The 23,730-nt window shown below is 60.6% G+C and carries 20 protein-coding genes; 13 read left to right on the forward strand and 7 right to left on the reverse strand.

Translation table 11 applies throughout. The annotated features are described in order from the left end of the window. Positions 1–74: 74 nt before the first annotated feature. Positions 75–1,067, forward strand: coding sequence for an ABC transporter substrate-binding protein (locus tag AC3IX4_RS12165; protein ID WP_489261277.1), 993 nt, complete (start codon positions 75–77; stop codon positions 1,065–1,067). A 78-nt stretch (positions 1,068–1,145) separates the two neighbouring features. Here the strand turns inward: AC3IX4_RS12165 and AC3IX4_RS12170 are convergent, their stop codons facing one another. Genes AC3IX4_RS12170 through AC3IX4_RS12195 form a run of 6 tightly spaced genes read right to left on the reverse strand, consistent with a single transcriptional unit; the run spans position 1,146 to position 7,200 of the window. Continuing rightward, complete coding sequence (locus AC3IX4_RS12170) at positions 1,146–1,499, reverse strand: Na+/H+ antiporter subunit G (protein WP_489260759.1); 354 nt, start codon at positions 1,497–1,499, stop codon at positions 1,146–1,148. Further along, on the reverse strand, positions 1,496–1,774 hold the full coding sequence (locus AC3IX4_RS12175; protein ID WP_489260760.1) for a K+/H+ antiporter subunit F: 279 nt from the start codon (positions 1,772–1,774) through the stop codon (positions 1,496–1,498). Before AC3IX4_RS12175 ends, AC3IX4_RS12170 begins: the two co-directional genes overlap by 4 nt. Continuing rightward, complete coding sequence (locus AC3IX4_RS12180; RefSeq protein WP_489260761.1) at positions 1,771–2,259, reverse strand: Na+/H+ antiporter subunit E; 489 nt, start codon at positions 2,257–2,259, stop codon at positions 1,771–1,773. Before AC3IX4_RS12180 ends, AC3IX4_RS12175 begins: the two co-directional genes overlap by 4 nt. Further along, positions 2,256–3,941: a monovalent cation/H+ antiporter subunit D gene (locus tag AC3IX4_RS12185; protein ID WP_489260762.1), complete on the reverse strand. Its 1,686-nt coding sequence runs from the start codon at positions 3,939–3,941 to the stop codon at positions 2,256–2,258. The genes AC3IX4_RS12180 and AC3IX4_RS12185 overlap by 4 nt, the downstream gene beginning before the upstream one ends. Continuing rightward, complete coding sequence (locus tag AC3IX4_RS12190; RefSeq protein ID WP_043186251.1) at positions 3,938–4,282, reverse strand: Na+/H+ antiporter subunit C; 345 nt, start codon at positions 4,280–4,282, stop codon at positions 3,938–3,940. The genes AC3IX4_RS12185 and AC3IX4_RS12190 overlap by 4 nt, the downstream gene beginning before the upstream one ends. After that, positions 4,282–7,200 carry a monovalent cation/H+ antiporter subunit A gene (locus tag AC3IX4_RS12195; protein ID WP_489260763.1) on the reverse strand — a complete coding sequence of 973 codons (2,919 nt, stop codon included), beginning with the start codon at positions 7,198–7,200 and terminating at the stop codon, positions 4,282–4,284. The genes AC3IX4_RS12190 and AC3IX4_RS12195 overlap by 1 nt, the downstream gene beginning before the upstream one ends. Positions 7,201–7,357: 157 nt before the next feature. Here AC3IX4_RS12195 and AC3IX4_RS12200 point away from each other — a divergent pair, with 157 nt between their 5' ends. From AC3IX4_RS12200 to AC3IX4_RS12245, 10 genes are all read left to right on the forward strand, one after another. Continuing rightward, on the forward strand, positions 7,358–7,864 hold the full coding sequence (locus tag AC3IX4_RS12200) for a sterol desaturase family protein (protein ID WP_489260764.1): 507 nt from the start codon (positions 7,358–7,360) through the stop codon (positions 7,862–7,864). A 467-nt stretch (positions 7,865–8,331) separates the two neighbouring features. Further along, positions 8,332–9,081 carry an SDR family NAD(P)-dependent oxidoreductase gene (locus AC3IX4_RS12205; RefSeq protein WP_489260765.1) on the forward strand — a complete coding sequence of 250 codons (750 nt, stop codon included), beginning with the start codon at positions 8,332–8,334 and terminating at the stop codon, positions 9,079–9,081. Next, on the forward strand, positions 9,074–9,838 hold the full coding sequence (locus AC3IX4_RS12210) for an SDR family oxidoreductase (protein ID WP_489260766.1): 765 nt from the start codon (positions 9,074–9,076) through the stop codon (positions 9,836–9,838). Before AC3IX4_RS12205 ends, AC3IX4_RS12210 begins: the two co-directional genes overlap by 8 nt. Before the next feature lie 222 nt (positions 9,839–10,060). Next, the gene (locus tag AC3IX4_RS12215; RefSeq protein ID WP_489260767.1) at positions 10,061–12,136 is read left to right on the forward strand and encodes a hydantoinase/oxoprolinase family protein; all 2,076 of its coding nucleotides are present in this window, start codon (positions 10,061–10,063) and stop codon (positions 12,134–12,136) included. Between the two features lie 28 nt (positions 12,137–12,164). Next, positions 12,165–13,829 carry a hydantoinase B/oxoprolinase family protein gene (locus tag AC3IX4_RS12220; RefSeq protein WP_489260768.1) on the forward strand — a complete coding sequence of 555 codons (1,665 nt, stop codon included), beginning with the start codon at positions 12,165–12,167 and terminating at the stop codon, positions 13,827–13,829. Positions 13,830–13,832: 3 nt separating this feature from the next. Continuing rightward, positions 13,833–15,035, forward strand: a complete 1,203-nt coding sequence (locus tag AC3IX4_RS12225) for a pyridoxal phosphate-dependent aminotransferase (RefSeq protein WP_489260769.1) — start codon at positions 13,833–13,835, stop codon at positions 15,033–15,035. 37 nt (positions 15,036–15,072) lie between these two features. Continuing rightward, entirely contained in the window at positions 15,073–15,885 is an 813-nt protein-coding gene (locus tag AC3IX4_RS12230) for an NAD-dependent epimerase/dehydratase family protein (protein WP_489260770.1), read from the forward strand. Between the two features lie 33 nt (positions 15,886–15,918). Beyond that, positions 15,919–17,115: an NAD(P)/FAD-dependent oxidoreductase gene (locus tag AC3IX4_RS12235; RefSeq protein WP_489260771.1), complete on the forward strand. Its 1,197-nt coding sequence runs from the start codon at positions 15,919–15,921 to the stop codon at positions 17,113–17,115. Positions 17,116–17,142: 27 nt separating this feature from the next. After that, positions 17,143–18,828: a thiamine pyrophosphate-binding protein gene (locus AC3IX4_RS12240; RefSeq protein WP_489260772.1), complete on the forward strand. Its 1,686-nt coding sequence runs from the start codon at positions 17,143–17,145 to the stop codon at positions 18,826–18,828. A gap of 73 nt (positions 18,829–18,901) precedes the next feature. Next, on the forward strand, positions 18,902–20,353 hold the full coding sequence (locus AC3IX4_RS12245) for an NAD-dependent succinate-semialdehyde dehydrogenase (protein ID WP_489260773.1): 1,452 nt from the start codon (positions 18,902–18,904) through the stop codon (positions 20,351–20,353). Between the two features lie 39 nt (positions 20,354–20,392). Here the strand turns inward: AC3IX4_RS12245 and AC3IX4_RS12250 are convergent, their stop codons facing one another. Then, the gene (locus AC3IX4_RS12250) at positions 20,393–21,118 is read right to left on the reverse strand and encodes a FadR/GntR family transcriptional regulator (protein WP_489260774.1); all 726 of its coding nucleotides are present in this window, start codon (positions 21,116–21,118) and stop codon (positions 20,393–20,395) included. 374 nt (positions 21,119–21,492) lie between these two features. Between AC3IX4_RS12250 and AC3IX4_RS12255 the strand changes: the two genes are divergently transcribed. Further along, positions 21,493–22,641 carry a branched-chain amino acid ABC transporter substrate-binding protein gene (locus tag AC3IX4_RS12255; protein WP_489260775.1) on the forward strand — a complete coding sequence of 383 codons (1,149 nt, stop codon included), beginning with the start codon at positions 21,493–21,495 and terminating at the stop codon, positions 22,639–22,641. 144 nt (positions 22,642–22,785) lie between these two features. Continuing rightward, a complete protein-coding gene (locus AC3IX4_RS12260; protein ID WP_489260776.1) occupies positions 22,786–23,724 on the forward strand; it encodes a branched-chain amino acid ABC transporter permease in 939 nt (312 codons plus the stop codon). Positions 23,725–23,730: the final 6 nt, after the last annotated feature.

Genomic DNA, 23,730 nt, shown 5'->3' on the forward strand with positions numbered 1-23,730 from the left:
TCGGCTACAGTCAGTTGACTCAACTGAATGCCGACGCCATTTGAGGTGGCCCCATGACCCGACTACGTGCCCTGATGGTCAGTGCCTTGGCCAGTGTCAGCTTATGCCTGGCCAATACTCCGAGCCAGGCAGCCAATGCGCCTATTCACTTTGCCGATTTGAACTGGGAAAGTGGCAGCTTCATTACCGAAACGCTGCGAGTGATTGTCGAGAAAGGCTACGGTTTGCCCACCGATACACTGCCTGGCACGACCATTACCCTGGAAACGGCCCTGGCCAAGAACGACATTCAAGTGATCGCCGAGGAGTGGGCGGGGCGCAGCCCGGTGTGGGTCAAGGCCGAAGCCGAAGGCAAAGTGGTTGCCTTGGGCGACACCGTCAAGGGGGCTACCGAAGGCTGGTGGGTGCCGGAGTATGTGATCAAGGGTGATCCGGCCCGGGGCATCAAGGCGTTGGCGCCCAACTTGCGCAGTGTGACGGATCTTGCGCAATACAAGGACGTCTTCAAAGACCCGGAAACCCCAGGCAAAGGCCGTTTTCTCAATAGCCCCATCGGTTGGACGTCTGAGGTTGTGAATGCGCAGAAGCTCAAGGCCTACGGTTTGAGTGACAGTTACGTGAACTTTCGCAGCGGTTCGGGGGCGGCGCTGGATGCCGAGATCAGTTCATCGATCCAGCGCGGTAAGCCCGTGCTGTTTTATTACTGGTCGCCGACACCCCTGTTAGGGCGCTTCAAATTGGTTCAGCTGCAAGAGCCACCCTTCGATGCCCAGGCCTGGGCCACCCTGACCGATGCCAGCAACCCTAATCCCAAACCCACTCGTTCATTGCCCTCGAAGCTGTCGATCGGTGTGTCCAAGGCCTTTCAAGACCAGTACCCGCAGCTGACGGGCTTTTTTGAAAAGGTTCAATTGCCGATTGACCCGCTCAACGCAGCGTTGGCCCGGATGAGCGAGCATCACCAGCCGCCTCGCCAGGCGGCTGAGGCATTTCTGAAGGCCAACCCGCAGTTGTGGCAAGGTTGGGTGCCGGCCGAGGTGGCGCAGAAAGTCAGCGACAGTCTGTAGGAGCAGACTTTAGTCGCGATGGCGTCGACACGGTTTGCAAGATGACCGCGGCGATGCCATCGCGACTAAAGTCTGCTCCTACCTCCGGCTGCTGACCTCGGCCGGCACATCGTCTCCGGCCATGCGTTTGCGAAACAGCGCAGCGCGTGCCAACAGCAGGGTGGTGACCGGCACAGTGATCGCCAGCAGGATCGGGATCAACCAGGCATGCAGCACCGGGGAGTGCTTGAGGCCGGAAAAATACAGGATCGAGGCCAAGGCCACGCACCAGGTCCCCAGGGTCGAGGCCAAGGCCGGAGGGTGCATGCGCTGGAAGTAATCCTTCATTCGCAGCAAACCCACGGCGCCGGTGAGGGCGAACAGGCTGGACAGCAACAGCAGTGCAGCCGTCGCCACTTCAGCCCAGAGGGGAAGATCATTGAGTGTGTTCATTCGATCACCTCGCCGCGCAACAGGAATTTGGCCAGGGCAAAGGAGCCGACAAAACCGAACAGGGCGATCAGCAGGGCGCCTTCGAAATAGGTGTCACTGGCGTAGCGAATGCCCAGCACCATCATGGTCAGCATGGCCAGGATGTACAGGTAGTCCAGGGCCAACACCCGGTCTTGGGCCGAGGGGCCTTTGAACAGCCGGATCAACGTCATCAGCATGGCCAGCGCAAAGATGAACAAGCTGATGAGGATGGCATTGGCTAGCAGGCCGCTCATTCGAAAATCTCCATCAGGGGGTGCTCGTAGGTGGTCTTGTAGTGTTCGATAAATCGCGCCTCATCCTCCAGGTCGAAGACGTGCAGCAGCAAGATGCTGCGGTCCAGCGCCAGCTCTGACCAGACCGTGCCCGGTACAACCGTCGTGATCATCGACAGTGCGGCCAGGCCGTGGGCATCGCGCAGGTCCAGGGGGACTTTGACGAACTGGGAGCGTGGTGCCTGCCGGTGTGCGGTCCAGACCCGCCATGCGACCTGCAGGTTTGAGAGCACCGCATCGATACCCACACGCAGAATCAGCTTCACGATCACGCCTGGGCGGCGGATATGCGCAGCCTTGGGTCGCAGCGGCGCCATCAGGATCGGTGCCAGAAACGCCAATAACGCCCCCAGCAACAGGTTGCCGGCGCTCAGGGACAGGTTTAACAGCAGCCACAGGCCCCACAGGGCCAGCGATAACAAGGGTGCGGGAAATAGCTGCTTCATGGTTGCACCTGCGTACCGGCAGCCAGGGCGGCAGGGCCTGGAACAGGGCGGGTGTCCAGTACCGTCCTGATATAAGGTTGCGGGTCAGCAAGGCTCGCCGCGGTATCCTGGGTATAGCGCAACAGGGTCTCGGCCTGCAGCGTCAAGAGTACGCACAGGCCGAGCAACACGGCGATTGGCACGCATTCGTACACTCGCAAGAGTGGCGAAGGGCGTTCCTGAGGTGTCCAAAACCTGGAAATGCCGACGCGTACCATCGCGATCAACGAGGCCAATCCTGACAGAATCAACAGGGCCATCATCAGCCAGCCCGTCAGTGGCATGGCTGTCGGTGATTCGATGCCCATCCCTTGCGGATTCAGCAATGCGCCCATCAGCGCCAGCTTGCCGATAAAACCCGAAAAGGGCGGCATGCCGACGATCAGCAGCACGCAGGCGATAAAACTCAAGCCCAGAAAAGCCATGGCCCAGGGGATCACCTGGCCGATCACGGCTTTCTGCTCATCATCCAGATTGATGCCCTTGGGCGGGTGCAGCGACTCCAACGGCATGGGCAGTGGCTCGCCTTCGTCCTCCAGGGGAAGCTCGTTGGCCGAGCGCGAACGCTCGATCAGCTCGGCCAGCAAAAACAGAGCACTGAGGGCGAGGGTTGAACTGACCATGTAAAACAGCGCGCCCCCGGTCAGGGCCACCTGGCCGAAGCCGATGGCAGACAACAGAATGCCAGCCGATACCAGGATGCAGAGGCTGGCCATGCGCTCAAGGCGCTGCGCCGCCAGCATCGGCACGGCGGCACAGACGATGGTCGCCAAGCCGCCGTAGACCAGCCATTCGCCGCCGAAGAACGCAGAAGCGCCGGCCTGCCCGGAAAACAGCAGTGTCCACAACCGCAGCACGGTATAGATACCGACCTTGGTCATGATGGCAAACATCGCCGCCACTGGGGCGCTGGCAGCCGAGTAGGCCGGTACCAGCCAGAAGTTCAGCGGCCACATGCCGGCCTTGGCCAGAAAGGCGGTGGCGAGGATCGCAGCGCCGGCGTGCAGCAGGCCGCGATCAGCCTCGGGTACCAAGGGAATTTTCAGCGCCAGGTCGGCCATGTTCAAGGTGCCGGTCACGCCATAGATCATCGCCGCGCCGATCAAAAACAGCGAGGAGGCCAGCAGGTTGATTGCAATGTAATGCAAGCCCGCGGTCACCCTGGCCCGTCCGCTGCCGTGCAGGATCAGGCCATAGGAGGCCGCCAGCAACACTTCGAAAAACACGAAGAGGTTGAACAGGTCGGCCGTGAGGAATGCGCCATACAGGCCCATCAACTGAATCTGGAACAGCGCGTGGAAGCTGGAACCGGCGCCGTCCCAACGGGCCATGGCGAACAGCAGCGCGCACACCCCGATAATGCCGGTGAGCACCAGCATCAAGGCCGACAGCCGATCGGCGACCAGTACGATACCAAAGGGTGCTGGCCAGTTACCCGGCAGGTAAACGCCGATGGAGCTGGCCTGGCCCTGGGCGTTGACCCATACCAGCAAGGCAATGGAAATACCCAGGCCCACCAGGGTCGACAGCAGGTTGATCCGCGCTTTCAGCGGCCGATGGCGTTCGCCCAGCAGCAGCAACAGCGAAGCGGTCAGCAGTGGCAGCAAGATCGGAGCGACAATCAGGTCAGGCATCCAGCTCATTCCTTGGGCTCCCGGCCATCGACATGGTCAGTACCGGTCAATCCGCGTGAGGCCAGCAGCACCACCAGGAACAACGCCGTCATCGCGAAGCTGATCACAATGGCGGTCAGCACCAACGCCTGGGGCAGGGGGTCGGTGTAATTCAACAGGTCTTGCGGTACACCCTCCTTGATGATCGGCTCCTTGCCGATAAACAGGCTGCCCATGCTGAAGATGAACAGGTTGACCCCGTACGACAACAGGCACAGGCCCATCACCACCTGGAAGGTCCGTGGCCGCAGGATCAGCCAGACGCCTGAAGCGGCCAGGACGCCAATGGCGATTGCGATGACTTCTTCCATCAGGCGGCTCCCTGGGGTGCGACGGTTTTCGGCAGGCTGCCAGGGCGGTAGGCGCGAACAGACTGGTGGGCCAGCGCCGTGAGGATCAACAGGGTCGAACCGACGACCACGGTAAACACCCCGACATCGAAGAACAGCGCGCTGGCGATATGGATGTCGCCCAGCACCGGTAGGTGCAGGTGGGCGGTGTGGGTGGTCAGGAACGGGTAACCGAAGAGTAAGGCGCCCACCCCGGTCAGGGTCGCGCACAAAAGCCCCGTGCCCATCCAGCGCAGCGGACGCAAGCTCATCTGTGCCTCGACCCACTGGGTGCCGGCGACCATGTACTGCAGGATAAAGGCCACCGACATCACCAGCCCCGCCACAAAGCCGCCGCCCGGCTGGTTATGGCCGCGCATGAACAAATACATCGACACCACCAGGGCCATGGGCAGCAGCAGGCGTACTAGCACGGCGGGCACCATCATGAAGCCCAGGGCCGTGTCATCGGCGCTGCGTGGGTTGACCAGGTCAGTCACCACGTCCGGCGCCAACAGGCGCTGCTGGGCGGGCAGTTGCAGGCTTTCACGGGGTGGGCGGAAGCGTCGCAGCAGGGCGAACACGGCCAGCGCCACGGCCACCAGGACCGTGATTTCACCCAGGGTGTCGAAGCCGCGGAAATCCACCAGCATGACATTGACCACATTGCTGCCCCCGCCTTCTGGCAAGGCTCGGCTGAGGTAGAACGAGGAGATGTCGTTGGGCGTCGCGCGGGTCAGCATCGAGTATGACAGCACCGCCATGCCGCCGCCGACCAACAGGGCCAGCACCAGGTCACGCAAGCGTCTGGCGCGGGCGCGAGTTTCGCTGCCGGGCAAAGGCAAGACATCTTCGATTCGCCGAGGCAACCAACGCAGGCCCAGCAGGATCAGCACAGTCGTCACCACCTCTACGACCAGTTGGGTCAGGGCCAGGTCAGGCGCCGAGAACCAGACAAAGGTGATGCAGGTCATCAGCCCGCACACACTGACCATGGTCAAGGCAGCAAGCCGATGGTACTTGGCCTGGTAGGCCGCACCGATAGCGCAGGCGATCGCGATCAGCCAGAGAATGACGAAGACCCCGGAACCCGGGATCTTCGGCCGGTCGCCCCAACTCAGGCCGCCCTCGATCATCGGCAACAGCCCCGCCAGGAAAGCGATCAGCACCAGCATGAACAGCTGTACTTGCAAACGCCGGGTGGTGAACAGGTGCTCGAAGCGGCGTGCCAGGCGCATCAGCAGAATATGGCCGCGTTCGAACAGGCGCTTGCCGTTGAGGTGGCGAATCAAGGGCGGGTGCGAGACTCGACCTTCCTTGAGCGCAGAGCGCAGCAACAGGTAGAGGAGGATGCCGCCTGACATGGCAATCAGGCTCATGATCATCGGGGCGTTCCAGCCGTGCCAGATGGCCAGGCTGTACTCGGGCAGCGTGCCGCCCACCACCGGCAGCGCCGCTGCAGCGAGGATCGGCCCAACGATCTGGGCAGGGAAGACCCCCACCAGCAAGCAGGTCATCACCAGCAGTTCCACCGGTGCGCGCATCCAGCGTGGCGGCTCATGGGGCGAGTGGGGCAGGTCGGTGGCCGTTGGGCCGAAGAAGACGTCGACGGTAAAGCGCAGCGAATAGGCGACGCTGAAGGTCCCGGCGAGGGTCGCGATCACCGGCAGCGAAGCTTCGACCCAGGTGGTGGAGTTGATAAACACGGTTTCGGCAAAGAACATTTCCTTGGACAAAAAACCGTTGAGCAGCGGGACGCCGGCCATGGAGGCGCTGGCCACCATGGCCAGGGTCGCCGTAAAGGGGATCAGGCGAATCAGACCACTGAGTTTACGAATATCTCGGGTGCCGCTTTCATGGTCAATGATGCCAGCCGCCATGAACAACGAGGCCTTGAAGGTGGCATGGTTGAGGATATGAAACACCGCCGCCACGGCGGCCAGCGGGCTGTTCAGGCCCAGCAGCAGGGTAATCAGGCCCAGGTGGCTGATGGTCGAGTAGGCGAGCAGGCCCTTGAGGTCTGACTGGAACATCGCGGTGTAGGCGCCCAGGACCAGGGTGCAGGCGCCCGCACCCCCGACGATCCAGAACCACTCATCACTCCCCGACAGCACGGGCCACAAGCGAGCCAGCAAAAACACACCGGCCTTGACCATGGTCGCCGAATGCAGGTAGGCCGACACCGGTGTCGGCGCAGCCATGGCGTGTGGGAGCCAGAAGTGGAAGGGGAATTGTGCGCTTTTGCTCAAGGCGCCAATGAGGATCAAGGCCAGCAGAGGGGGATAGAGGGCATGGTCGCGGATCAGTTCACCGGCAGCCAAGACCTTGTCCAGGTCGTAGCTGCCGACCACATGGCCGAGCAGCAGCACACCGACCAACAGGCATAAGCCACCGGCGCCGGTCACCATCAGCGCCATGTAGGCACCACGGCGGGCATCGGCCCGGTGGTGCCAATAGCCGATCAGCAGGAACGAGAACAGGCTGGTCAATTCCCAGAAAAACACGATCTGGATCAGGTTGCCGGAGATCACCACACCCAGCATGGCGCCCATGAACGCCAGGAAGAATGAAAAGAAGCGCGGTACCGGGTCCTGGGGTGACATGTAGTATCGGGCATACAGCGACACCAGCGCACCAATACCCAGCACCAGCATGGAAAACAGCCAGGCAAAGCCGTCCATGCGCAGGACCAGGTTCAGGCCTAGGCTGGGCAGCCAGAGAATTTCTTCGCGAATAACCCCGCCGTGGGCAATCTGCGGATAGAACATTGCCACCTGAACGGCACCGATCAAGGCCACGAGACCCGCGAGCAGGGATTCGCTGTTACGTGCGTTGTGCGGCAGCACGGCTGCCAGACAACTGCCGATGAAGGGCAGTAGCAGTAGAACTATCAAAGACATAGGCTTCTATTCTGCGGGAATTTTGAGGAGATCATACGGACCGGAACGTTGATCACCAACCTTGAACCTGTGGCAGAATCCTACAAACAAACAAGATTAGTCCTACTTTTCGACCCCGCACCGGTATGCTTGCGGCGGTTACTAACGCCAGACGCCTATGATTTTCAAGATCGCCATTTTTCTCTGCACCCTCATCGCAATGGAAGGGGTGGGCTTTGCCGCGCATAAATACATCATGCACGGCTGGGGTTGGTTTCTGCATCGCTCCCACCACGAGGAGCACCTGGGCGCGGTTGAAACCAATGACGTCTATCTACTGGTTTTGGCCTCGGTGGCAATCTGCTTGGTCGTGTTGGGCAACAGTGGCCATGAGCCGCTGCAATGGGTGGGCGCCGGCGTGGCGGCGTTCGGGCTGATTTATGTGATCGTCCATGACGGCATCGTGCATCGGCATTGGCCGGTTCGGGCCAGGCCGAAAAATCGCTATCTCAAGCGTTTGTACCAGGCGCATTTGCTGCACCATGCGGTGAAGGGACGTCAGAACAGTGTTTCGTTCGGCTTTCTATATGCGCCGCCATTGAAGGTGCTCAAGCGGCAATTGCAGGCCAGTCGCCGCCCGGATGTCAGCAGGCCTGGCCTGCCATCGATTTTCCGCTGGCGATAAGGCTGCTGGCAAAGAGAGTGAGCGCCTGTACCAGGTGCTGTTCACTGATCTCGATCATTTCCCACTGCAACTGCCCATAAAGCATGCCTATCACCGCATGGGTAATCAGACCGATCTGATCGCAGTCGGTGTTTTTCCGCCAGATTGAAGGCGACGTATGCCTGTACGGAACGCTGCAGGCGTTCGGTCGGACAGCGGGCGCCTCGGAGACTGCGGCTGGTATAAGACTATAGGTCTGAAAGGGCAGGCTCGATCAGCTCGAACAGCAGGCATTGCTTGTTTTCGATGTGGTGGTAGAGCGAGCCCGCGATCGCGGGTGGTGTGAGCAGGGGAGGAACGAGCGGCCGCTGGCATGGTGAATCCCTGTTTGCAGAAGGGTGTTGGGGCGGCAGGCAGCGCGTAAATTGCGTTTGACCAAATGTAAGACAACAGGCATCTTACGTAAAGGCTAAATCGCGAGGTGTCGTATGGAAGGTCAAACGGTTGTAATCGTAGGCGGGGCATCGGGTCTGGGGTTGGAAACAGCCAAGTTAATGCAGAAACGCGGCGCCAGGAAAATCGGCATTATTGACCGCAATGAGCAACTGATGGTCGAGGCAGCCAAGCTGCTGCAGGTGGATGGGTGCGAGATTGCCACTGCCGTGGGCGATATCTCCCGCCAGGACAGCGCCCATGCGGCGTTTGCACAGATCGTCAATGCCTTGGGGCGCGTGGATTGCCTGGTTAACAGTGCCGCGATTTATCCACGCAAGGATATTCTGGAGATCACCGACGAAGAGTGGGATCTGGAGAACGCCGTCAACATCAAGGGCACCTATCACATGATGGTCGCCGCCGTTAAACACATGCAGGCCTATGTGGCGGCTCCAGCTGTGACCGGTCGCATCGTCAATGTCACTTCAGTGGATGCCTTCAAGGCCCACCCGCAAAATGCCCACTATGCCGCCACCAAGGCAGCCGTGGTCAGTCTGACCAAATCTTTTGCCCAGGCCTGCGCCAAAGACCAGATCCTGGTCAACTCCGTTGCGCCAGCGGGTTTTGCTACCGAGCGCGCCAAGCAATTGGGCTTTCTGGGTGAGTTGGCCGCGGCTAATCCGCTGGGCCGTGCTGCCGAGCCTGTTGAGATCGCCGAGTGGATCGTAATGATGGGCAGCAGCCGCAACTCTTATGCGACTGGCGAGAACGTGATCGTCAGTGGGGGCTACATCTATGCCTGATTCCAACTCGGTATCGGCCCTGTACCGCACGGCGCTGGTGACGGGCGCGACCAGCGGTATCGGCAAGGCGATTGTGCTGGCCCTGCGTGACGCCGGGCTGCAGGTGATTGCGGTGGGTCGTAGCCGCGAAGCGCTGGATGCCTTGCGCGCCGAAGAGGGTGTGATTGCATTGCAGGCGGATGTGCGAGAGGTGGGCGCGTTTGCCGAAATCCTCGCGCAATACCCGGTGGATGTGCTGGTCAACAACGCCGGTATTCTCTCCACGCGTGCTTCGTTCCAGGATATCGACCCGGCTGAAATCGACAACATGTTCGATATCAACCTCAAAGCGCCATTGCACCTCACTCGCCAGGTAGTGCCCGGCATGATTGCGCGCGGGCATGGTCATCTGTTTTTCCTGGGCTCCAGTGCCGGTCGAGCACCGCATCCGGGCGCGGCGGTGTACGGTGCTTCCAAGGCCGGGGTCAGCCTGTTCTGTGATGCCTTGCGCTGCGACCTGCTGGGTACTGGGGTGCGCGTGACCGAGATTGCACCGGGGAGGGTGCAGACTCAGCTGTATAAAACCGCCATGGGCATGCAAGCGGCGGGTAGTGAGCTGTACGAGGGCTATGAATCGATCCAGCCCGAAGACATAGCTCAATTGTTGCTGGCTGCCCTGCGTTTGCCGCAGCAGGTGGATGTGTCGCGCCTCGAAGTATTCCCGACGGCCCAGGCCGTGGGTGGCTCGCGGATGGTCAAGACACACTCGGGGCTGTAGGGGCAGGCGGTTCGGCGTTCCGATTTACCTGCGATGGGCGCGCTTCGGTTTGCCTGATGCATTGCGGCAAGGTCATCGCAGTGGTCCGGCATTCCGGTAAATACAATCGATTCAAAAGGCGTAGTGTTAGTACTTGACCACATGTAAGACAACATATAACTTACATCAGGGGCGGGCTTATCACCGCTGGCCATGAGTTCAAGAATTTCAGGGGATACTTTGATGACTGCTACTTCATGTCGAGTCGGCGTGGACATAGGTGGAACCTTTACGGATATCGCGTTGGACATCGACGGGGTATTGCATTCGACCAAGATTCTCACCGACTACGAATTGCCCGAACGTGCAATTCTCACCGGCGTCAATATGGTCGTCGAAGCGGCAGGGCTGAAACTGTCCGATATCGACCAACTGATTCATGGCACCACCCTGGCCACCAACGCCCTGATCGAGCGACGCGGTGCGCGTACGGCCTTCATCACCACCGAAGGTTTTCGCGATACGCTGGAAATGCGCACCGAAAACCGTTTTGAACAGTACGACATCAACATTACCTTGCCGCCGCCGCTGATCGAGCGCGAACACCGCTACACCTTGCGCGAACGCCTGGATGTGCATGGCGAGGTGCTGATTGCGCCGCAACAGGCAGACATCGATGCCCTGGTGGAGCGCATTGCCGAAGGCAATTACCAAAGCATCGCCGTCGGTTTGATCCACAGCTATGTCAACGGCACTCATGAACGGCTGGTGCGCGATGCCCTGCAAGCACGCCTGCCGAATGTATCGGTCTCGATTTCCAGCGAAGTTTCGCCGCAGATGCGCGAGTTCGAACGTTTCAATACTGTCTGCGCCAACGCCTACGTCAAGCCGCTGATCAAGTCCTACCTGGATCGCCTGGTGGTGACCCTCAAGCAGGCCGGCGCCGATTGCCCGGTGTTCATGATCCACTCCGGTGGCGGCATCATTTCGATCCAAAGTGCTGCCGAGTTTCCGGTGCGCCTGGTGGAATCCGGCCCCGCCGGTGGCGCGATCTTCGCGGCCGACATCGCTCGTAAATATGAACTTGATTCAGTGGTGTCCTTCGACATGGGCGGCACTACCGCAAAGATTTGCCTGATTGAAAATAAGGTGCCCAAGACCGCCAAGACGTTCGAAGTGGCGCGTACCTATCGTTTCAAGAAAGGTAGTGGCATGCCGATTTCCATCCCGGTAGTGGAAATGGTCGAGATTGGTGCCGGTGGTGGTTCAATCGCCAGTATCGACAGCATGCGCCAGATTCGCGTTGGCCCGCACAGCGCGGCCTCCGAACCCGGCCCTGCATGCTACGGTCGCGGTGGCCTGGAGCCCACGATCACCGACGCCAACCTGCTGCTGGGCCGGCTGGATGCCGATAACTTCGCAGGTGGCGCACTGCGTCTTTCTGTCGACAACGCCGCTTCTGCCGTTGCCCGTGTCATCGGTGGCCCGTTGAATATGCAAGCCCTGACCGCTGCCTACGGCATCTGCGAAGTGGTCGACGAAAACATGGCCAACGCCGGTCGCGTGCATGCCGTTGAAAGCGGCAAGGACATCGCTGACTACACCATGATCACCTTCGGTGGCGGTGGCCCGCTGCACGCGGCGCGCCTGTGCGAAAAAATGGGGGTCTCACGCTTCTTGGTACCTGCCGGTGCCGGCGTGGGGTCGGCCATCGGTTTCTTGCGTGCGCCATTTGGCTATGAGGCCGTGCGCAGTTCGTTCGTGCGCCTGTCCGAGTTCGATGCACCACAAGTCAATGCATTGATCGACGACATGAAGGCTGAGTCCATTGGCTTTTTGCGCCAAGGCATGCCTGTCGGTGAGCCGGAACTGGAATGCACAGCGTTCATGCGTTATGTCGGCCAGGGCTGGGAAATCCCTGTCAGCGTACCCTTCAAGCCGTTCAGCAACAGCGACACGACGCAATTCAAGACACTGTTCGAAGCGGCCTACACCATGTTCTTCGGTCGTCCGATCGACGGGCCGGATATCGAGATTGTCAGCTGGTCGGTCAAAGCCAGTTCGCCACTGCAACCGGTGGAGCCGGTCGAACAGGTCAAGGCCTCCCATCGTGCCCATGAAGTCACGCGTCGCGAAGTCTTCGATGTGGCCGGTGGCGGGTTTGTCGATGCTGGCATCTATCAGCGCGAAGAACTGCAGGCAGGGGCGCGGATCGACGGCCCGGCCATCATTGCAGAGCGAGAAACCTCGACTTTCGTGTCGTCCTCGTTCACCGCCACTGTCCAGCCCGACGGCTGCCTGCTGGTCGTTCGGCGCTAAGCGTCATTTGCATAGAAGGCGATTTCTCATGAGCGAAACATTGATCGATATTCAGATGCAGGTGATGTGGAATCGCCTGGTCTCGGTGGTAGAAGAGCAGGCCCTGACCCTGATCCGCACCGCGTTCTCCACCAGCGTGCGTGAAGCGGGCGACTTGTCGGCCGGGGTCTTCGACCGCGCCGGCAATATGTTGGCCCAGGCGGTCACCGGTACCCCCGGTCACGTCAACACTATGGCTGAAGCGGTTGTGCATTTCATCAATGACATCGGCATCGACAACATTTTCGAAGGCGATGTCTATGTAACCAACGACCCTTGGAAGGGCACCGGTCACTTGCACGACATCACCATCGTTTCGCCCTCGTTCTACAAGGGCAAGCTGATCGGTTATTTCGCCAGTACTGCCCACGTGGTGGACATTGGTGGACGTGGTTTTGGCCCTGATGCCCGTGAGGTCTATGAAGAAGGTCTGTTCATCCCGATCCTCAAGCTGTTCGAGCGAGGCCAGGTTAACCGCGACTTCATCAATATCCTGCGCAATAACGTGCGCGAAAATGATCGGGTCGTGGGCGACTTCTACGCCTTGTCGGCCTGCAACGAAACTGGCCACAAACGTCTGCTGAGCATGCTTGAAGAGTTCGGCCTGGAAGACCTGGAACACATCGGCGGCTTTATTCTGGAGCACAGTCGCCGCGCCACGCTGGAATGCTTCAAATCGCTGCCCCACGGCATCTATCAGAACAGTATGACCCTGGACGGCTACGACGTACCCGTGACCCTGGCAGTGACCTTGACGGTTGGCCCGGATGGCATCCTCACGGACTTTACCGGCACGTCCGGTATGAGCCAGTTCGGTATCAACGTACCGCTGGGCTATGCCAAGGCTTACGCCTGCTACGGCCTCAAGTGCATTGTGGCGCCAGAAATCCCGAACAACTCGGCATCGCTGGCACCGTTCGAGGTCATTGCGCCTGAAGGCTGCATCCTCAACGCCAAGCACCCGGCCCCGGTATCGGTTCGCCATGTGTTGGGCCACTTTGTCCCGGACCTGGTACTCGGTGCGCTACACAATTGCCTGCCTGGCCAGGTGCCCGCCGAAGGCGCCAGCGCCCTGTGGAACTTGCACCTGAGCGTGCGCCCGCTGGAAACCAACCCGAACGGTCGAAACGCCGAGATGCTGATGTTCAACAGTGGCGGCATGGGCGCCCGTGCCGGCAAAGATGGCCTCAGTGCCACGGCGTTTCCGAGCGGCGTGCACACCATGCCGGTCGAGGCCACCGAGCACGCAGGCCCTGTGATTGTCTGGCGCAAAGAGCTTCGTGAAGGTTCTGGCGGTGCCGGCCTGCTGCGCGGTGGCTTGGGCCAGGAGATCGAAGTCTCGGCGGCGGAGGGCTATTCGTTCCGCTTCAGCGCCATGTTCGACCGTATCCAGTACCCGGCACGCGGCCTGGAAGGGGGCAAGGAAGGTTCGAAAGGTTATGTCGGCCTGGACGACGGCACGGTGTTGCGTGGCAAGGGCCAGCAGTTTGTACCGGCCGAGCGCCGTCTGGTGCTGAGCCTGCCCGGCGGCGGAGGTTACGGCGAGCCGCGCGAGCGTGATCGTAACGAAGTCGCACGGGACCTGCGCTTCGGATACATCAGTGCCGAGCAAGCGCGCAACGATTACGGCTACGAGCCTGGGCAGGGGAACTGAGCCATGGAATTTCAGAGTTCACGCGTCAAGACAGTCAAGAGCTCGCCCAGCATGGCGGTCTCGGTGTTGGCCAAGCAGATGCTCGCCAAGGGTGAGCCGGTGATCAACCTGAGCCTCGGCGAGCCGGATTTCAACACCCCGGCCCACGTGATCGAGGCAGCCTACCAGGCCATGCTGGACGGCAACAACCACTACACCGCGCCGAACGGCTACGACGAGCTGCGCCAGGCCATTGTCGCCAAGTTTGAACGCGAGAATGGCTTGAGCTACGGGCAGGACGAAATCTGCATCGCCAATGGCGCCAAGCAGCTACTGTTCAACGCCTTCCTGGCAACGCTGGAGGAGGGTGATGAAGTGATCACCCCGGCACCGTACTGGGTGTCGTACACCGATATGGTGCTGCTCAACGGCGGCGTACCCAAGGTCATTCCCTGCGGTTCGGAATACGGCTTCAAGCTCGATGCCGAGCGCCTGGAAGCAGCCATCACGCCCAGCACCCGCTGGCTGATGCTCAACTCGCCCAACAACCCTTGCGGCGCGATCTACAGCCGCGACGAGTTCGCAGCCTTGGGCGCCGTGCTGGAGCGTCACCCGAGGGTGCTGGTGATATCCGATGAAATCTACGAGCACATCATTCTTGGAGACAAGCCCTTCGTGCCCTTCGTCAAGGCCTGCCCGCAGCTGCGCGAGCGCACCCTGGTGATCAATGGTGTCTCCAAGGCCTATGCCATGACTGGCTACCGCCTGGGCTACGCCGCAGGTCCCAAGGCACTGATCGTGGCCATGAACAAGACCCAGTCGCAGACCACGACTTGCCCCTCATCGATCTCGCAGCTGGCGACCGTGGCCGCCTTGAATGGCCCGCAGGATTTCGTCCGCAAGGCCAATCGCGAATACCAGGCGCGTGGCGCCATGGTGGTGGAAGGGTTGGCGGCCATCGACGGGCTGGAACTGCAGATGCCGGAAGGGGCGTTCTACGCCTTTCCCAAGTGTGCTGCGTTCATTGGCAAGCGCACCCCCGATGGCCAATTGATCGAAAGCGATACTGACCTTGCCAACTACCTGCTGCGCGACGGCAAGGTGGCGACGGTGCCGGGTTCGGCATTCGGTTTGCAGCCTTATATCCGCCTGTCTTTCGCCACGTCGCGTGAGCAACTGGAGCAGGCCATTTCCCAGTTGCGCATAGCTCTGGCCGCGCTGGTTTGACTGTCGGCCTGACATTCACGAATTCGAGACTTCGACCATGAGCAAACCCTTCAAACGACTGTTGATTACCGGTGCTGCCGGCCGCCTGGGCAAAGTCTTGCGCGCGCACCTGCGCGAACTGGCCGATGAGCTGCGCCTGACCGACATCGCCGACATGGGCAGTGCCGGGCCCCATGAGGAGCTGGTGTGTTGCGACCTGGGTAACCTGGCCGACGTACTGCCGCTGGCGGAGGGTGTCGATGCGATCATTCATGCCGGTGGCGTTCCGGTGGAAAATACCTTCGCCTCGATTCTCAACGGCAACATCGTCGGCACCTACAACGTCTACGAAGCCGCGCGCCAGCACGGCGTGAAGCGGGTGATCTACACCAGTTCCAACCACGCCATCGGCTTCTATGACCGTACCGAAACCATCGACGCCAGCGTGCCGCACCGCCCCGACAGCCTGTACGGCGTGAGCAAGTGCTTCGCCGAAGACCTGGGCCGCTATTACTGGGACAAGTTCGGCATCGAGTCGGTCAACCTGCGTATTGGCTCCTCGTTCGAAGAGCCGCTGGACCGCCGCATGCTCGCCACCTGGCTGTCGTTCGGTGATTTCGCCCAGTTGGTTGAACGTTCGCTGACGGCACCGCGCGTGGCACACATGATCGTCTATGGCATGTCGGCCAACCGCGAAAGCCTCTGGGACAACCGCATGGCGTCCTCCATTGGTTATGCCCCCCAGGACAGCGCCGACGTCTATCGCGAAAAAGTGCTCGCCAACCACCCACCGCTGGCCCCCAACGAGCCCGCCGCGCGTTTTCACGGCGGCAATTTCGCCGGCGCCGGCCATTTCGAAGACCCGAAATAACGTCATTCCAACGCATTCTCAGAGGTCCAAGCCATGGCTTCGACAGCAACAAAGCAGCATTACGACGTAGTGATCGTTGGCGGCGCGGTCAACGGCAGCGCCACGGCCTATTTTTTGGCCAACAACCCGGATTTCACCGGTTCCGTGCTGGTGGTCGAGCGCGACTGGACCTACGCCCAGTCGGCCTCGGCGCTGTCCAGCAGCTCCATCCGCGTCCAGTTCTCCAACCCGATTAACATCCAGATTTCGCGTTTTGGCGCCCAGTTCATCCGCGACTTCCCTGAGTTGATGCAAGTCAACGGCGAAAAGCCGGACCTGGCTTTCAAAGAAAACGGCTATCTGTTCCTGGCCGACAACAAGGGCTTTGAGGTGCTCAAGCGCCTGCACCAGACCCAACTGGACAATGGCGCCGATGTGACCTTGATGGACACCGATGCGCTGATCAAGCGCTTCCCCTGGGTCAATCCCGACAGCCTGGCCGGTGGCACTTACGGCGAGAAAGACGAAGGCTGGTTCGACAACTACGGGATCATGAACGGCTTTCGCAAGAAGGCTCGTTCCCTGGGCGTGGAGTATGTCGAGAACGAAGTGGTCGAAGTGCTGCGCGAAGGCGATGTGATCACCGGTGTGCGCCTGGGCGATGGTCAGCTAATTCGCTGCGGCACGCTGGTCAATACCGCCGGCACCCGAGGTCGGCAGGTCGCGCGTATGGCCGGCCTGGATATTCCGGTAGAGGCTCGTCGTCGCTCGCTGTTCGTGTTCGATTGCCACACACCGCTGCCAGGCACCGTGCCGCTGACGATCGACCCCACGGGTGTGTTCTTCCGGCCTGAAGGTCATCTGTACTTGGGCGGCACCTACCCGAAGCACGACCCCGAAGTGGACTTCAACGATTTCGACGTACTGCATCAGGAATTTGAGGACGAAGTCTGGCCGATCCTGGCCGAGCGTGTACCAGCGTTTGAAGCGATCAAGGTGGTCAACTCCTGGGCAGGCCACTACGACTTCTGCGTGCTGGACCACAACGCCATCGTCGGCCCGCACAACGAAGTCGGCAACTTCCTGTTCTGCAACGGCTTCAGTGGTCATGGCCTGCAGCAGGCGCCTGCCATCGGTCGCGGCCTAAGCGAGTTGATCACCTATGGCGGCTATCGCAGCCTGGATTTGAGCGCGCTGTCTTATCAGCGTGTGATCGAAAATCGCCCCTTTTTGGAAGACTCGGTCATCTGATCGTGCCGCCTGATGGAGAACACCACAATGAACAATGAATCCAAGGGGCTGCGCAGCGGCGGGCAGGTACTGGTCGATGCCTTGCGTATCAACGGTGTCGAACGCGCCTTTTGTGTGCCGGGTGAAAGTTACCTGGCGGTGCTCGACGCGCTGCACGATGCCAAGGATGACATCGAGCTGATTGTCTGTCGCCAGGAAGGCGGCGCCGCCTATATGGCCGAAGCCTACGGCAAGCTCACTGGCAAGCCCGGGATCTGCTTTGTGACCCGCGGGCCGGGCGCGACCAACGCCTCGGTGGGCGTGCACACGGCGTTCCAGGACTCCACGCCGATGATCCTGTTTATCGGTCAGGTGGCGCGCGATCAGGTCGAACGTGAAGCCTTCCAGGAAATCGACTACCGCCGCATGTTCGGCCAGATGGCCAAGTGGGTGGTGGAAGTAGACGATGCGGCGCGCCTGCCTGAGCTGCTCAGCCAAGCGTTTCATCGGGCCACCAACGGCCGGCCAGGACCTGTCGTGGTGGCGTTGCCTGAAGACATGTTGACCGACCTTGTCAATGTGCCCGACGCAGGCCCGGCGCAAGCCATCGAAGCAGCTGCGTCGCCGGCGGCGCTAAGCCAGCTTCAAGCGCTGATCAGCGAGGCCCAGCGCCCGCTGGTGGTGCTCGGTGGTGGCGGCTGGAGCATCGAAGCGGTCGCGGACATTCAACGCTTTATTGAAACCCAGAACCTGCCGGTCGCTGCGTCGTTCCGTTGCCAGGACCTGTTCGATAACACCTTGCCCAACTACGCCGGCGACCTGGGGTTGGCGGCGGGGCCAGAACTGGTCGAAGCGGTCAAGAACAGTGACCTGTTGCTGGTGATTGGTGCTCGCTTGGGTGAGATGAGTACGGGCGGCTACGCGTTGGTCGATATTCCGGTGCCCAAGCAGAAGCTGGTGCACGTGCACCCGGGCATTGAAGAGCTGGGGCGTGTCTATCAGCCGACGCTTGCGATCAATGCCGGCATGAAAACCTTCGCCAGCCAAGTGGCAGCCTTGCCAGCGGTCAGGCCCAAGGCCTTCAGCAACTGGGTCGGGCGCCTCAATGGTGGTTATCGCGCAAACCTGGACTGCCCGGCTTCGCCGGGGCCGGTGCAGATGGGGGAGGTGATCGCCTGGCTTAACGAACGCCTGCCACACGACAGCATCATGACTTGCGGCGCTGGCAACTATACCGGTTGGCTGCACCGCGGTTACCAACACCGGACCTTCCGTACCTTGCTCGGGCCTACCAACGGCTCGATGGGGTACGGAGTGCCGGCGGCAGTGGCCGCCAAGCTCACCTTCCCTGACCGCACGGTGGTGGCCTTTGCCGGTGATGGCTGCTTCATGATGAACGGGCAGGAGCTTGCGACCGCTGCTCACTACGATGCACGCCTGATCGTGGTGGTGGTCAACAACGGCATGTACGGCACCATCCGCATGCACCAGGAGCGCAGCTATCCGGGGCGCGTATCGGGCACCGAGCTGCACAACCCGGACTTCGCTGCGCTGGCCCAGGCTTATGGCATGCACGGTGAAACGGTGGTTGCCACTGAACAGTTCGCGGCGGCCTTCGAGCGCTGCATCGCCTCCGGCAAGCCTGCGCTGATCGAGGTGCAGGTCGACCCTGAAGCCCTGACGCCGCGCATGAGTCTGAGCCAGATTCGCGAAAAAGCCCTAGCCTCTCGCTGATTCACCTCGGGCGGGACGGATGTTCATCCTCCCGCTTTTTTTCGCCTCTACTTTTCCAAATGAGCTCATCAGCATGAAACTTGCCGATTCTGAACTGCTGCGCGAACGTTGTTATATCGACGGTGAATGGGTGGACGCCGACAGTGGTCAATCCATCGAAGTCACGGACCCTGCCACCGGCCAATGCCTGGGTCATGTGCCGCGCATGGGGGCCTGCGAAACCCGTCGTGCCATTGTCGCAGCCCAGGCGGCGCTGCCTGCCTGGCGTGCAATGACCGCCAAAGAGCGAGCTGCGCGGCTGCAAGGATGGTTCCGTGAAATCATGCTGCATCAGGAAGACCTGGCCCGAATCATGACTGCCGAACAGGGCAAGCCTTTGGCAGAGTCGCGCGGCGAAATCGCTTTCGCGGCGGCCTATGTGGAGTGGTATGCGGAGGAGGGAAAGCGCGTTTATGGTGATGTGATCCCTTCACCTCAAGCCGGCCGGCGTCTGATCGTGACCAAGGAGCCCATCGGCGTCTGTGCCGCTATCACGCCTTGGAATTTCCCCGCCGCCATGATCACCCGCAAGGCTGCTCCAGCCCTGGCTGCTGGCTGCACCTTGGTTCTCAAGCCCGCCTCGCAGACGCCATTCAGCGCCCTGGCGCTGTGTGTACTGGCCGAACGAGCAGGCATTCCACGTGGCGTGTTGAGTGTGATTACCGGTGATTCGGCAGCCATTGGCGGTGAGCTGACCGCCAGCCCCATTGTGCGCAAACTGTCGTTCACCGGCTCCACGCCCATTGGTATCCGCTTGCTGGAGCAGTGCGCGGCAACGGTCAAGAAGGTCACGCTGGAACTTGGCGGCAATGCGCCCTTTATTGTGTTTGACGATGCCGATATCGAGGCTGCCGTTGAAGGCGCCCTGGTTGCCAAATACCGTAACTCGGGCCAGACCTGCGTTTGTGCCAACCGCTTTTACATCCAGGACGGTATTTATGATCGCTTTGTGACGCGCTTCGCTGAGCGAGTTTCGCAGTTGGTGGTCGGTATCGGCGCCGAAGCGGGCACGACGGTGGGCCCAATGATCGACGAAAAGGCGGTAGTCGGTGTCGAGGCGCTGGTGGCCCAGGCCTGCGAAGCCGGTGCACGGGTGGTGGCCGGTGGTAAGCGTCACGCCTTGGGGGGCGCTTTCTACGAGCCTACATTGCTGGCCGATGTCACTGCGCAGATGCGCGTGGCCCAGGAAGAAATCTTCGGCCCGGTCGCACCGCTGTTCCGCTTTAGCAGCGAACAGGAAGTCATCGCTGAGGCCAATAACACCGAATTTGGCTTGGCGTGCTATCTGTATGCGCGGGATCTGGGACGGGTTTGGCGGGTCAGCGAAGCGCTGGAATACGGCATGGTCGGCGTCAACGTCGGCGTACTGGCCACGGAAGTTGCGCCATTTGGCGGTGTGAAGTCCTCGGGGTTGGGCCGTGAAGGTTCGCGTTATGGAATCGAGGACTACCTGGAAATCAAATACCTGTGCCTGGGGCTTGGCTGACCAGCCCCAAATCCGCGCCTGTGTGAGCAGAGCCTGGGGTCATTCCCCGCTGTCCACCAGGCGCTGGTAGCGCGTCAGGCTTTCTTCCAGGTGCTTGCGCAAGGCCGAGCGAGCGCCGCTGACATCGCCCATGGAGATCGCCGAGAGAATGGCGCCGTGTTCACGGCCGATTTTCTTGATGTGTGCCAGGCGGCTCTTGCCGGTGGACTGGCCGTGCTTTAGATGCAAGTCGAAGATGATGTCCGGCCCTAGCGCCTCAAGCAATTGCGAGAAGTGCGGGTTGTTGGTGGCCCGGGCAATGGCCAGGTGGAACTCGAAATCGGCACGGGCCTCTTCTTCAAGGTTCGAGCCATCAAGGGCATTGAAGCGATCGAAGGCTTCGGTGATGTGCGCCATGCTAGTGGGGCTGCGACGTTCGGCGGCGCGGGCGACGGATTCGGTTTCCACGCCCAGGCGCAATTCCAGTACATGAGCGGCGGCGCGTACATCATCGACCGCGCTGCTCAGTGCAAAGCCCAAACGCTTGACGTCGTGCTCAACCACGAACACGCCGACGCCCTGGCGCGCGATCAAGCGCCCGCCCAGGCGCAGAGAAGCCACGGCTTCGCGAATCACGGGGCGGCTGACGTTGAACTCTTTGCACAATTCCTGTTCCGACGGCAGTTTCTGACCGGGGCCGTAAGCCCCCACGTCGATGCGGCTGGACAACTCCTTGATGACTGTCTCCGCCAAATTGGCCCTGCGCGTACCTAACGACGCATTCATAACGGTTACTCCTGAAACTATTGGCTCATCACGGGATGAGATATCTGGGCAGCTTATCGGCCCGGTTTTACCCGTCCGTAGGCCTGATACCGGTTCTTTATAGGGTGGCCCGGATCAGCTGAATATCAAGGCCGGTATGTTATCAAACAACTGATCAGTGATGGTGCAGGGCGGCCAAGAGAGGGGCCTTTGGCGCGTCATATCTGTGCATTTTTCAGGCCGTTATCGCCATCTTCGCCCATTTCACTTCCGGCAAGCATATACCAATTGACAGTTGCCTGCTGACTGTTATCTTACAAGTGCATCTGCGGTCATCCCGCGAAAAGAAGACATGCCCGTCAACTCGTTTGTCCAATGATTTTTGGGAGGGGAACATGCTAAAAACCAACTTTGGCTTCACCGCGCTGGCAGCCGCCATGGCCGCTATCCTGAGTGTCGGTTCGGCCACCGCCGCCGACACCCAGCAAGTGAAAATCGGCTTCGCCGGGCCTCTGACCGGCCCATCCGGCCATCAGGGACTGGACGTGGAGCATGGCGTGAGCATCGCCATTGAAGAAGCCAACCAGCAAAAGCTGAAAATCGGCGACAAGGTCGTGGAGTTCAAGCTGGTGTCCGAAGACGACGTTGCCGACCCCCGCACCGGTACCGCCGTTGCCCAGCGACTGGTGGACTCCAAAGTGGCGGTGGTAATCGGTCACTACAACTCCGGTACCAGTATCCCCGCCTCGAAAATCTATGGCGATGCCGGCATCCCGCAGATCTCGCCTTCGGCCACCAACCCGGCCTTGACCCGCCAGGGTATCAAGTCGGTCTTTCGCGTGGTCAACGACGATGCCACCCTGGGCCGATATGCCGGCAACTACCTGATCAACCAGTTGGGCGCCAAGCGTATTGCTATCTTTGATGACCGCACCGCGTATGGCCAAGGCCTGGCCGATGAAGTGACCAAGGCGGTCAAGGCGGCTGGCGGTAATGTGGTGGTGCGCGAATACACCAACGACAAAGCCACCGACTTCAACGCCATCCTCACCACCGCCAAGGCGCAGAAAGCAGATGCGGTGTTCTTTGCGGCGTTGGACTACCAAGCCGCACCCATGGCCAAGCAGATGAAGAACCTGGGCCTGAACGCCAAGTTCATGAACATTGGCAACCTGCCCAATGATGAGTTCAAGAAAATGGCCGGCAGCGCCGCCCAGGGCGCCTTCGCCTGGAACTACGGCACGCCGCTTCAGGATATGCCCAAAGGCAAGGCGTTCGAGCAAAAGCTCAAGGACAAGTTCGGCATAGGAGTGGTGCAGTCTTCACCGGCGGCCTACGACGCCACTTGGGCGGCGATCACTGCCATGGTCAAGGCGCAATCGGCAGACCCGGCGGTGTACTTGCCGGTGCTCAAGGCTCAGGCCTATGACGGTGTGACCGGGACCATCGCATTCGACGATGCCGGCAACCTTAAGAATGCGGCAGCGACCGTCTTCCAGTTCGACAACGGTGCATGGAAAACCCTGGCCGTCCAACGCGACTGAGCCCCCAGGCAACGAAGAATAACAAGCGAGCCGCCACGGCTCGCGACAATAAAACAAGCTTATTTCTGACCTGCCATGAATGTCACCGCGTTGCTGTCGCCAGCTCGCGCTGGTCGACGCAACGCAGCTTTGAGGATTCAGCACGTGGAAGCCAATTTCGATATTTTGTTGCAACAGGTCCTCAATGGCCTGGTACTTGGCAGCATTTATGCCTTGGTGGCGCTGGGCTACACCATGGTCTACGGCATTATCGGCCTGATCAATTTTGCCCACGGTGAGATCGTCATGGTGGGCGCCATGGTCACCATATCGGTCCTGACCATGCTAGCAGGCTTCGGCTTTGCTCCCGGTGTTCTGACCTTGTTGCTGGCGATCATGATCGCCGCGATTGTCTGCATGCTGATGGCCCAGGGTATGGAAAAATTTGCCTATCGGCCGCTGCGCAAAGCACCTCGCTTGACGCCATTGATCCTTGCCATCGGTATTTCGATTTTCCTGCAAAACCTGGCCATGATGATCTGGGGGCGCGGCTACAAAACCTTCCCGGAAGTCGTGGAAACTCATCCGATCGCCGTATTCGGCGCCACCATCACCAACGTTCAGATGAGCATCATGATTATCTCGGTGGTGATCATGCTGGCGCTCTGGCTGTTGGTCGACAAGACCCGTCTGGGCAAGGCCATGCGTGCCACCGCACAAAACCAGGAGGTGGCCGGGCTGATGGGCATCAACATCAATCGGGTGATTAGCGCCACCTTCCTCATCGGCGCGTCGCTGGGTGCGGTGGCTGGCGTCATGCGCGCGGTCAACTATGGCCAGGCGGATGCCTACATGGGTTTGCTGCTGGGCCTCAAGGCCTTTTCCGCGGCGGTGCTGGGCGGTATTGGCAACCTGTTCGGCGCCATGGCCGGGGGCATTCTGCTGGGCTTGATCGAGTCGCTGGCGGCAGGTTACACCGGCCAGCTTACCGGCGGGTTCCTGGGGGCCAACTATCAGGACATCTTTGCTTTCATGGTGCTCATCCTGGTGTTGCTGGTGCGACCCAACGGTTTGATGGGCGAGCGTCAGGCCGACCGGGCCTAGGAGATC

This window comes from Pseudomonas sp. KH_021 (assembly GCF_057838865.1).

Coding starts and splice junctions, on each gene's coding strand:
- AC3IX4_RS12225 (WP_489260769.1), top strand. CDS start 13,833: ATGGAATTTCAGAGTTCACGCGTCAAGACAGTCAAGAGCTCGCCCAGC.
- AC3IX4_RS12165 (WP_489261277.1), top strand. CDS start 75: ATGGTCAGTGCCTTGGCCAGTGTCAGCTTATGCCTGGCCAATACTCCG.
- AC3IX4_RS12230 (WP_489260770.1), top strand. CDS start 15,073: ATGAGCAAACCCTTCAAACGACTGTTGATTACCGGTGCTGCCGGCCGC.
- AC3IX4_RS12235 (WP_489260771.1), top strand. CDS start 15,919: ATGGCTTCGACAGCAACAAAGCAGCATTACGACGTAGTGATCGTTGGC.
- AC3IX4_RS12250 (WP_489260774.1), bottom strand. CDS start 21,118: ATGAATGCGTCGTTAGGTACGCGCAGGGCCAATTTGGCGGAGACAGTC.
- AC3IX4_RS12220 (WP_489260768.1), top strand. CDS start 12,165: ATGAGCGAAACATTGATCGATATTCAGATGCAGGTGATGTGGAATCGC.
- AC3IX4_RS12240 (WP_489260772.1), top strand. CDS start 17,143: ATGAACAATGAATCCAAGGGGCTGCGCAGCGGCGGGCAGGTACTGGTC.
- AC3IX4_RS12175 (WP_489260760.1), bottom strand. CDS start 1,774: ATGAGCGGCCTGCTAGCCAATGCCATCCTCATCAGCTTGTTCATCTTT.
- AC3IX4_RS12185 (WP_489260762.1), bottom strand. CDS start 3,941: ATGAGCTGGATGCCTGACCTGATTGTCGCTCCGATCTTGCTGCCACTG.
- AC3IX4_RS12205 (WP_489260765.1), top strand. CDS start 8,332: ATGGAAGGTCAAACGGTTGTAATCGTAGGCGGGGCATCGGGTCTGGGG.
- AC3IX4_RS12190 (WP_043186251.1), bottom strand. CDS start 4,282: ATGGAAGAAGTCATCGCAATCGCCATTGGCGTCCTGGCCGCTTCAGGC.
- AC3IX4_RS12195 (WP_489260763.1), bottom strand. CDS start 7,200: ATGTCTTTGATAGTTCTACTGCTACTGCCCTTCATCGGCAGTTGTCTG.
- AC3IX4_RS12215 (WP_489260767.1), top strand. CDS start 10,061: ATGACTGCTACTTCATGTCGAGTCGGCGTGGACATAGGTGGAACCTTT.
- AC3IX4_RS12170 (WP_489260759.1), bottom strand. CDS start 1,499: ATGAACACACTCAATGATCTTCCCCTCTGGGCTGAAGTGGCGACGGCT.
- AC3IX4_RS12180 (WP_489260761.1), bottom strand. CDS start 2,259: ATGAAGCAGCTATTTCCCGCACCCTTGTTATCGCTGGCCCTGTGGGGC.
- AC3IX4_RS12245 (WP_489260773.1), top strand. CDS start 18,902: ATGAAACTTGCCGATTCTGAACTGCTGCGCGAACGTTGTTATATCGAC.
- AC3IX4_RS12200 (WP_489260764.1), top strand. CDS start 7,358: ATGATTTTCAAGATCGCCATTTTTCTCTGCACCCTCATCGCAATGGAA.
- AC3IX4_RS12255 (WP_489260775.1), top strand. CDS start 21,493: ATGCTAAAAACCAACTTTGGCTTCACCGCGCTGGCAGCCGCCATGGCC.
- AC3IX4_RS12210 (WP_489260766.1), top strand. CDS start 9,074: ATGCCTGATTCCAACTCGGTATCGGCCCTGTACCGCACGGCGCTGGTG.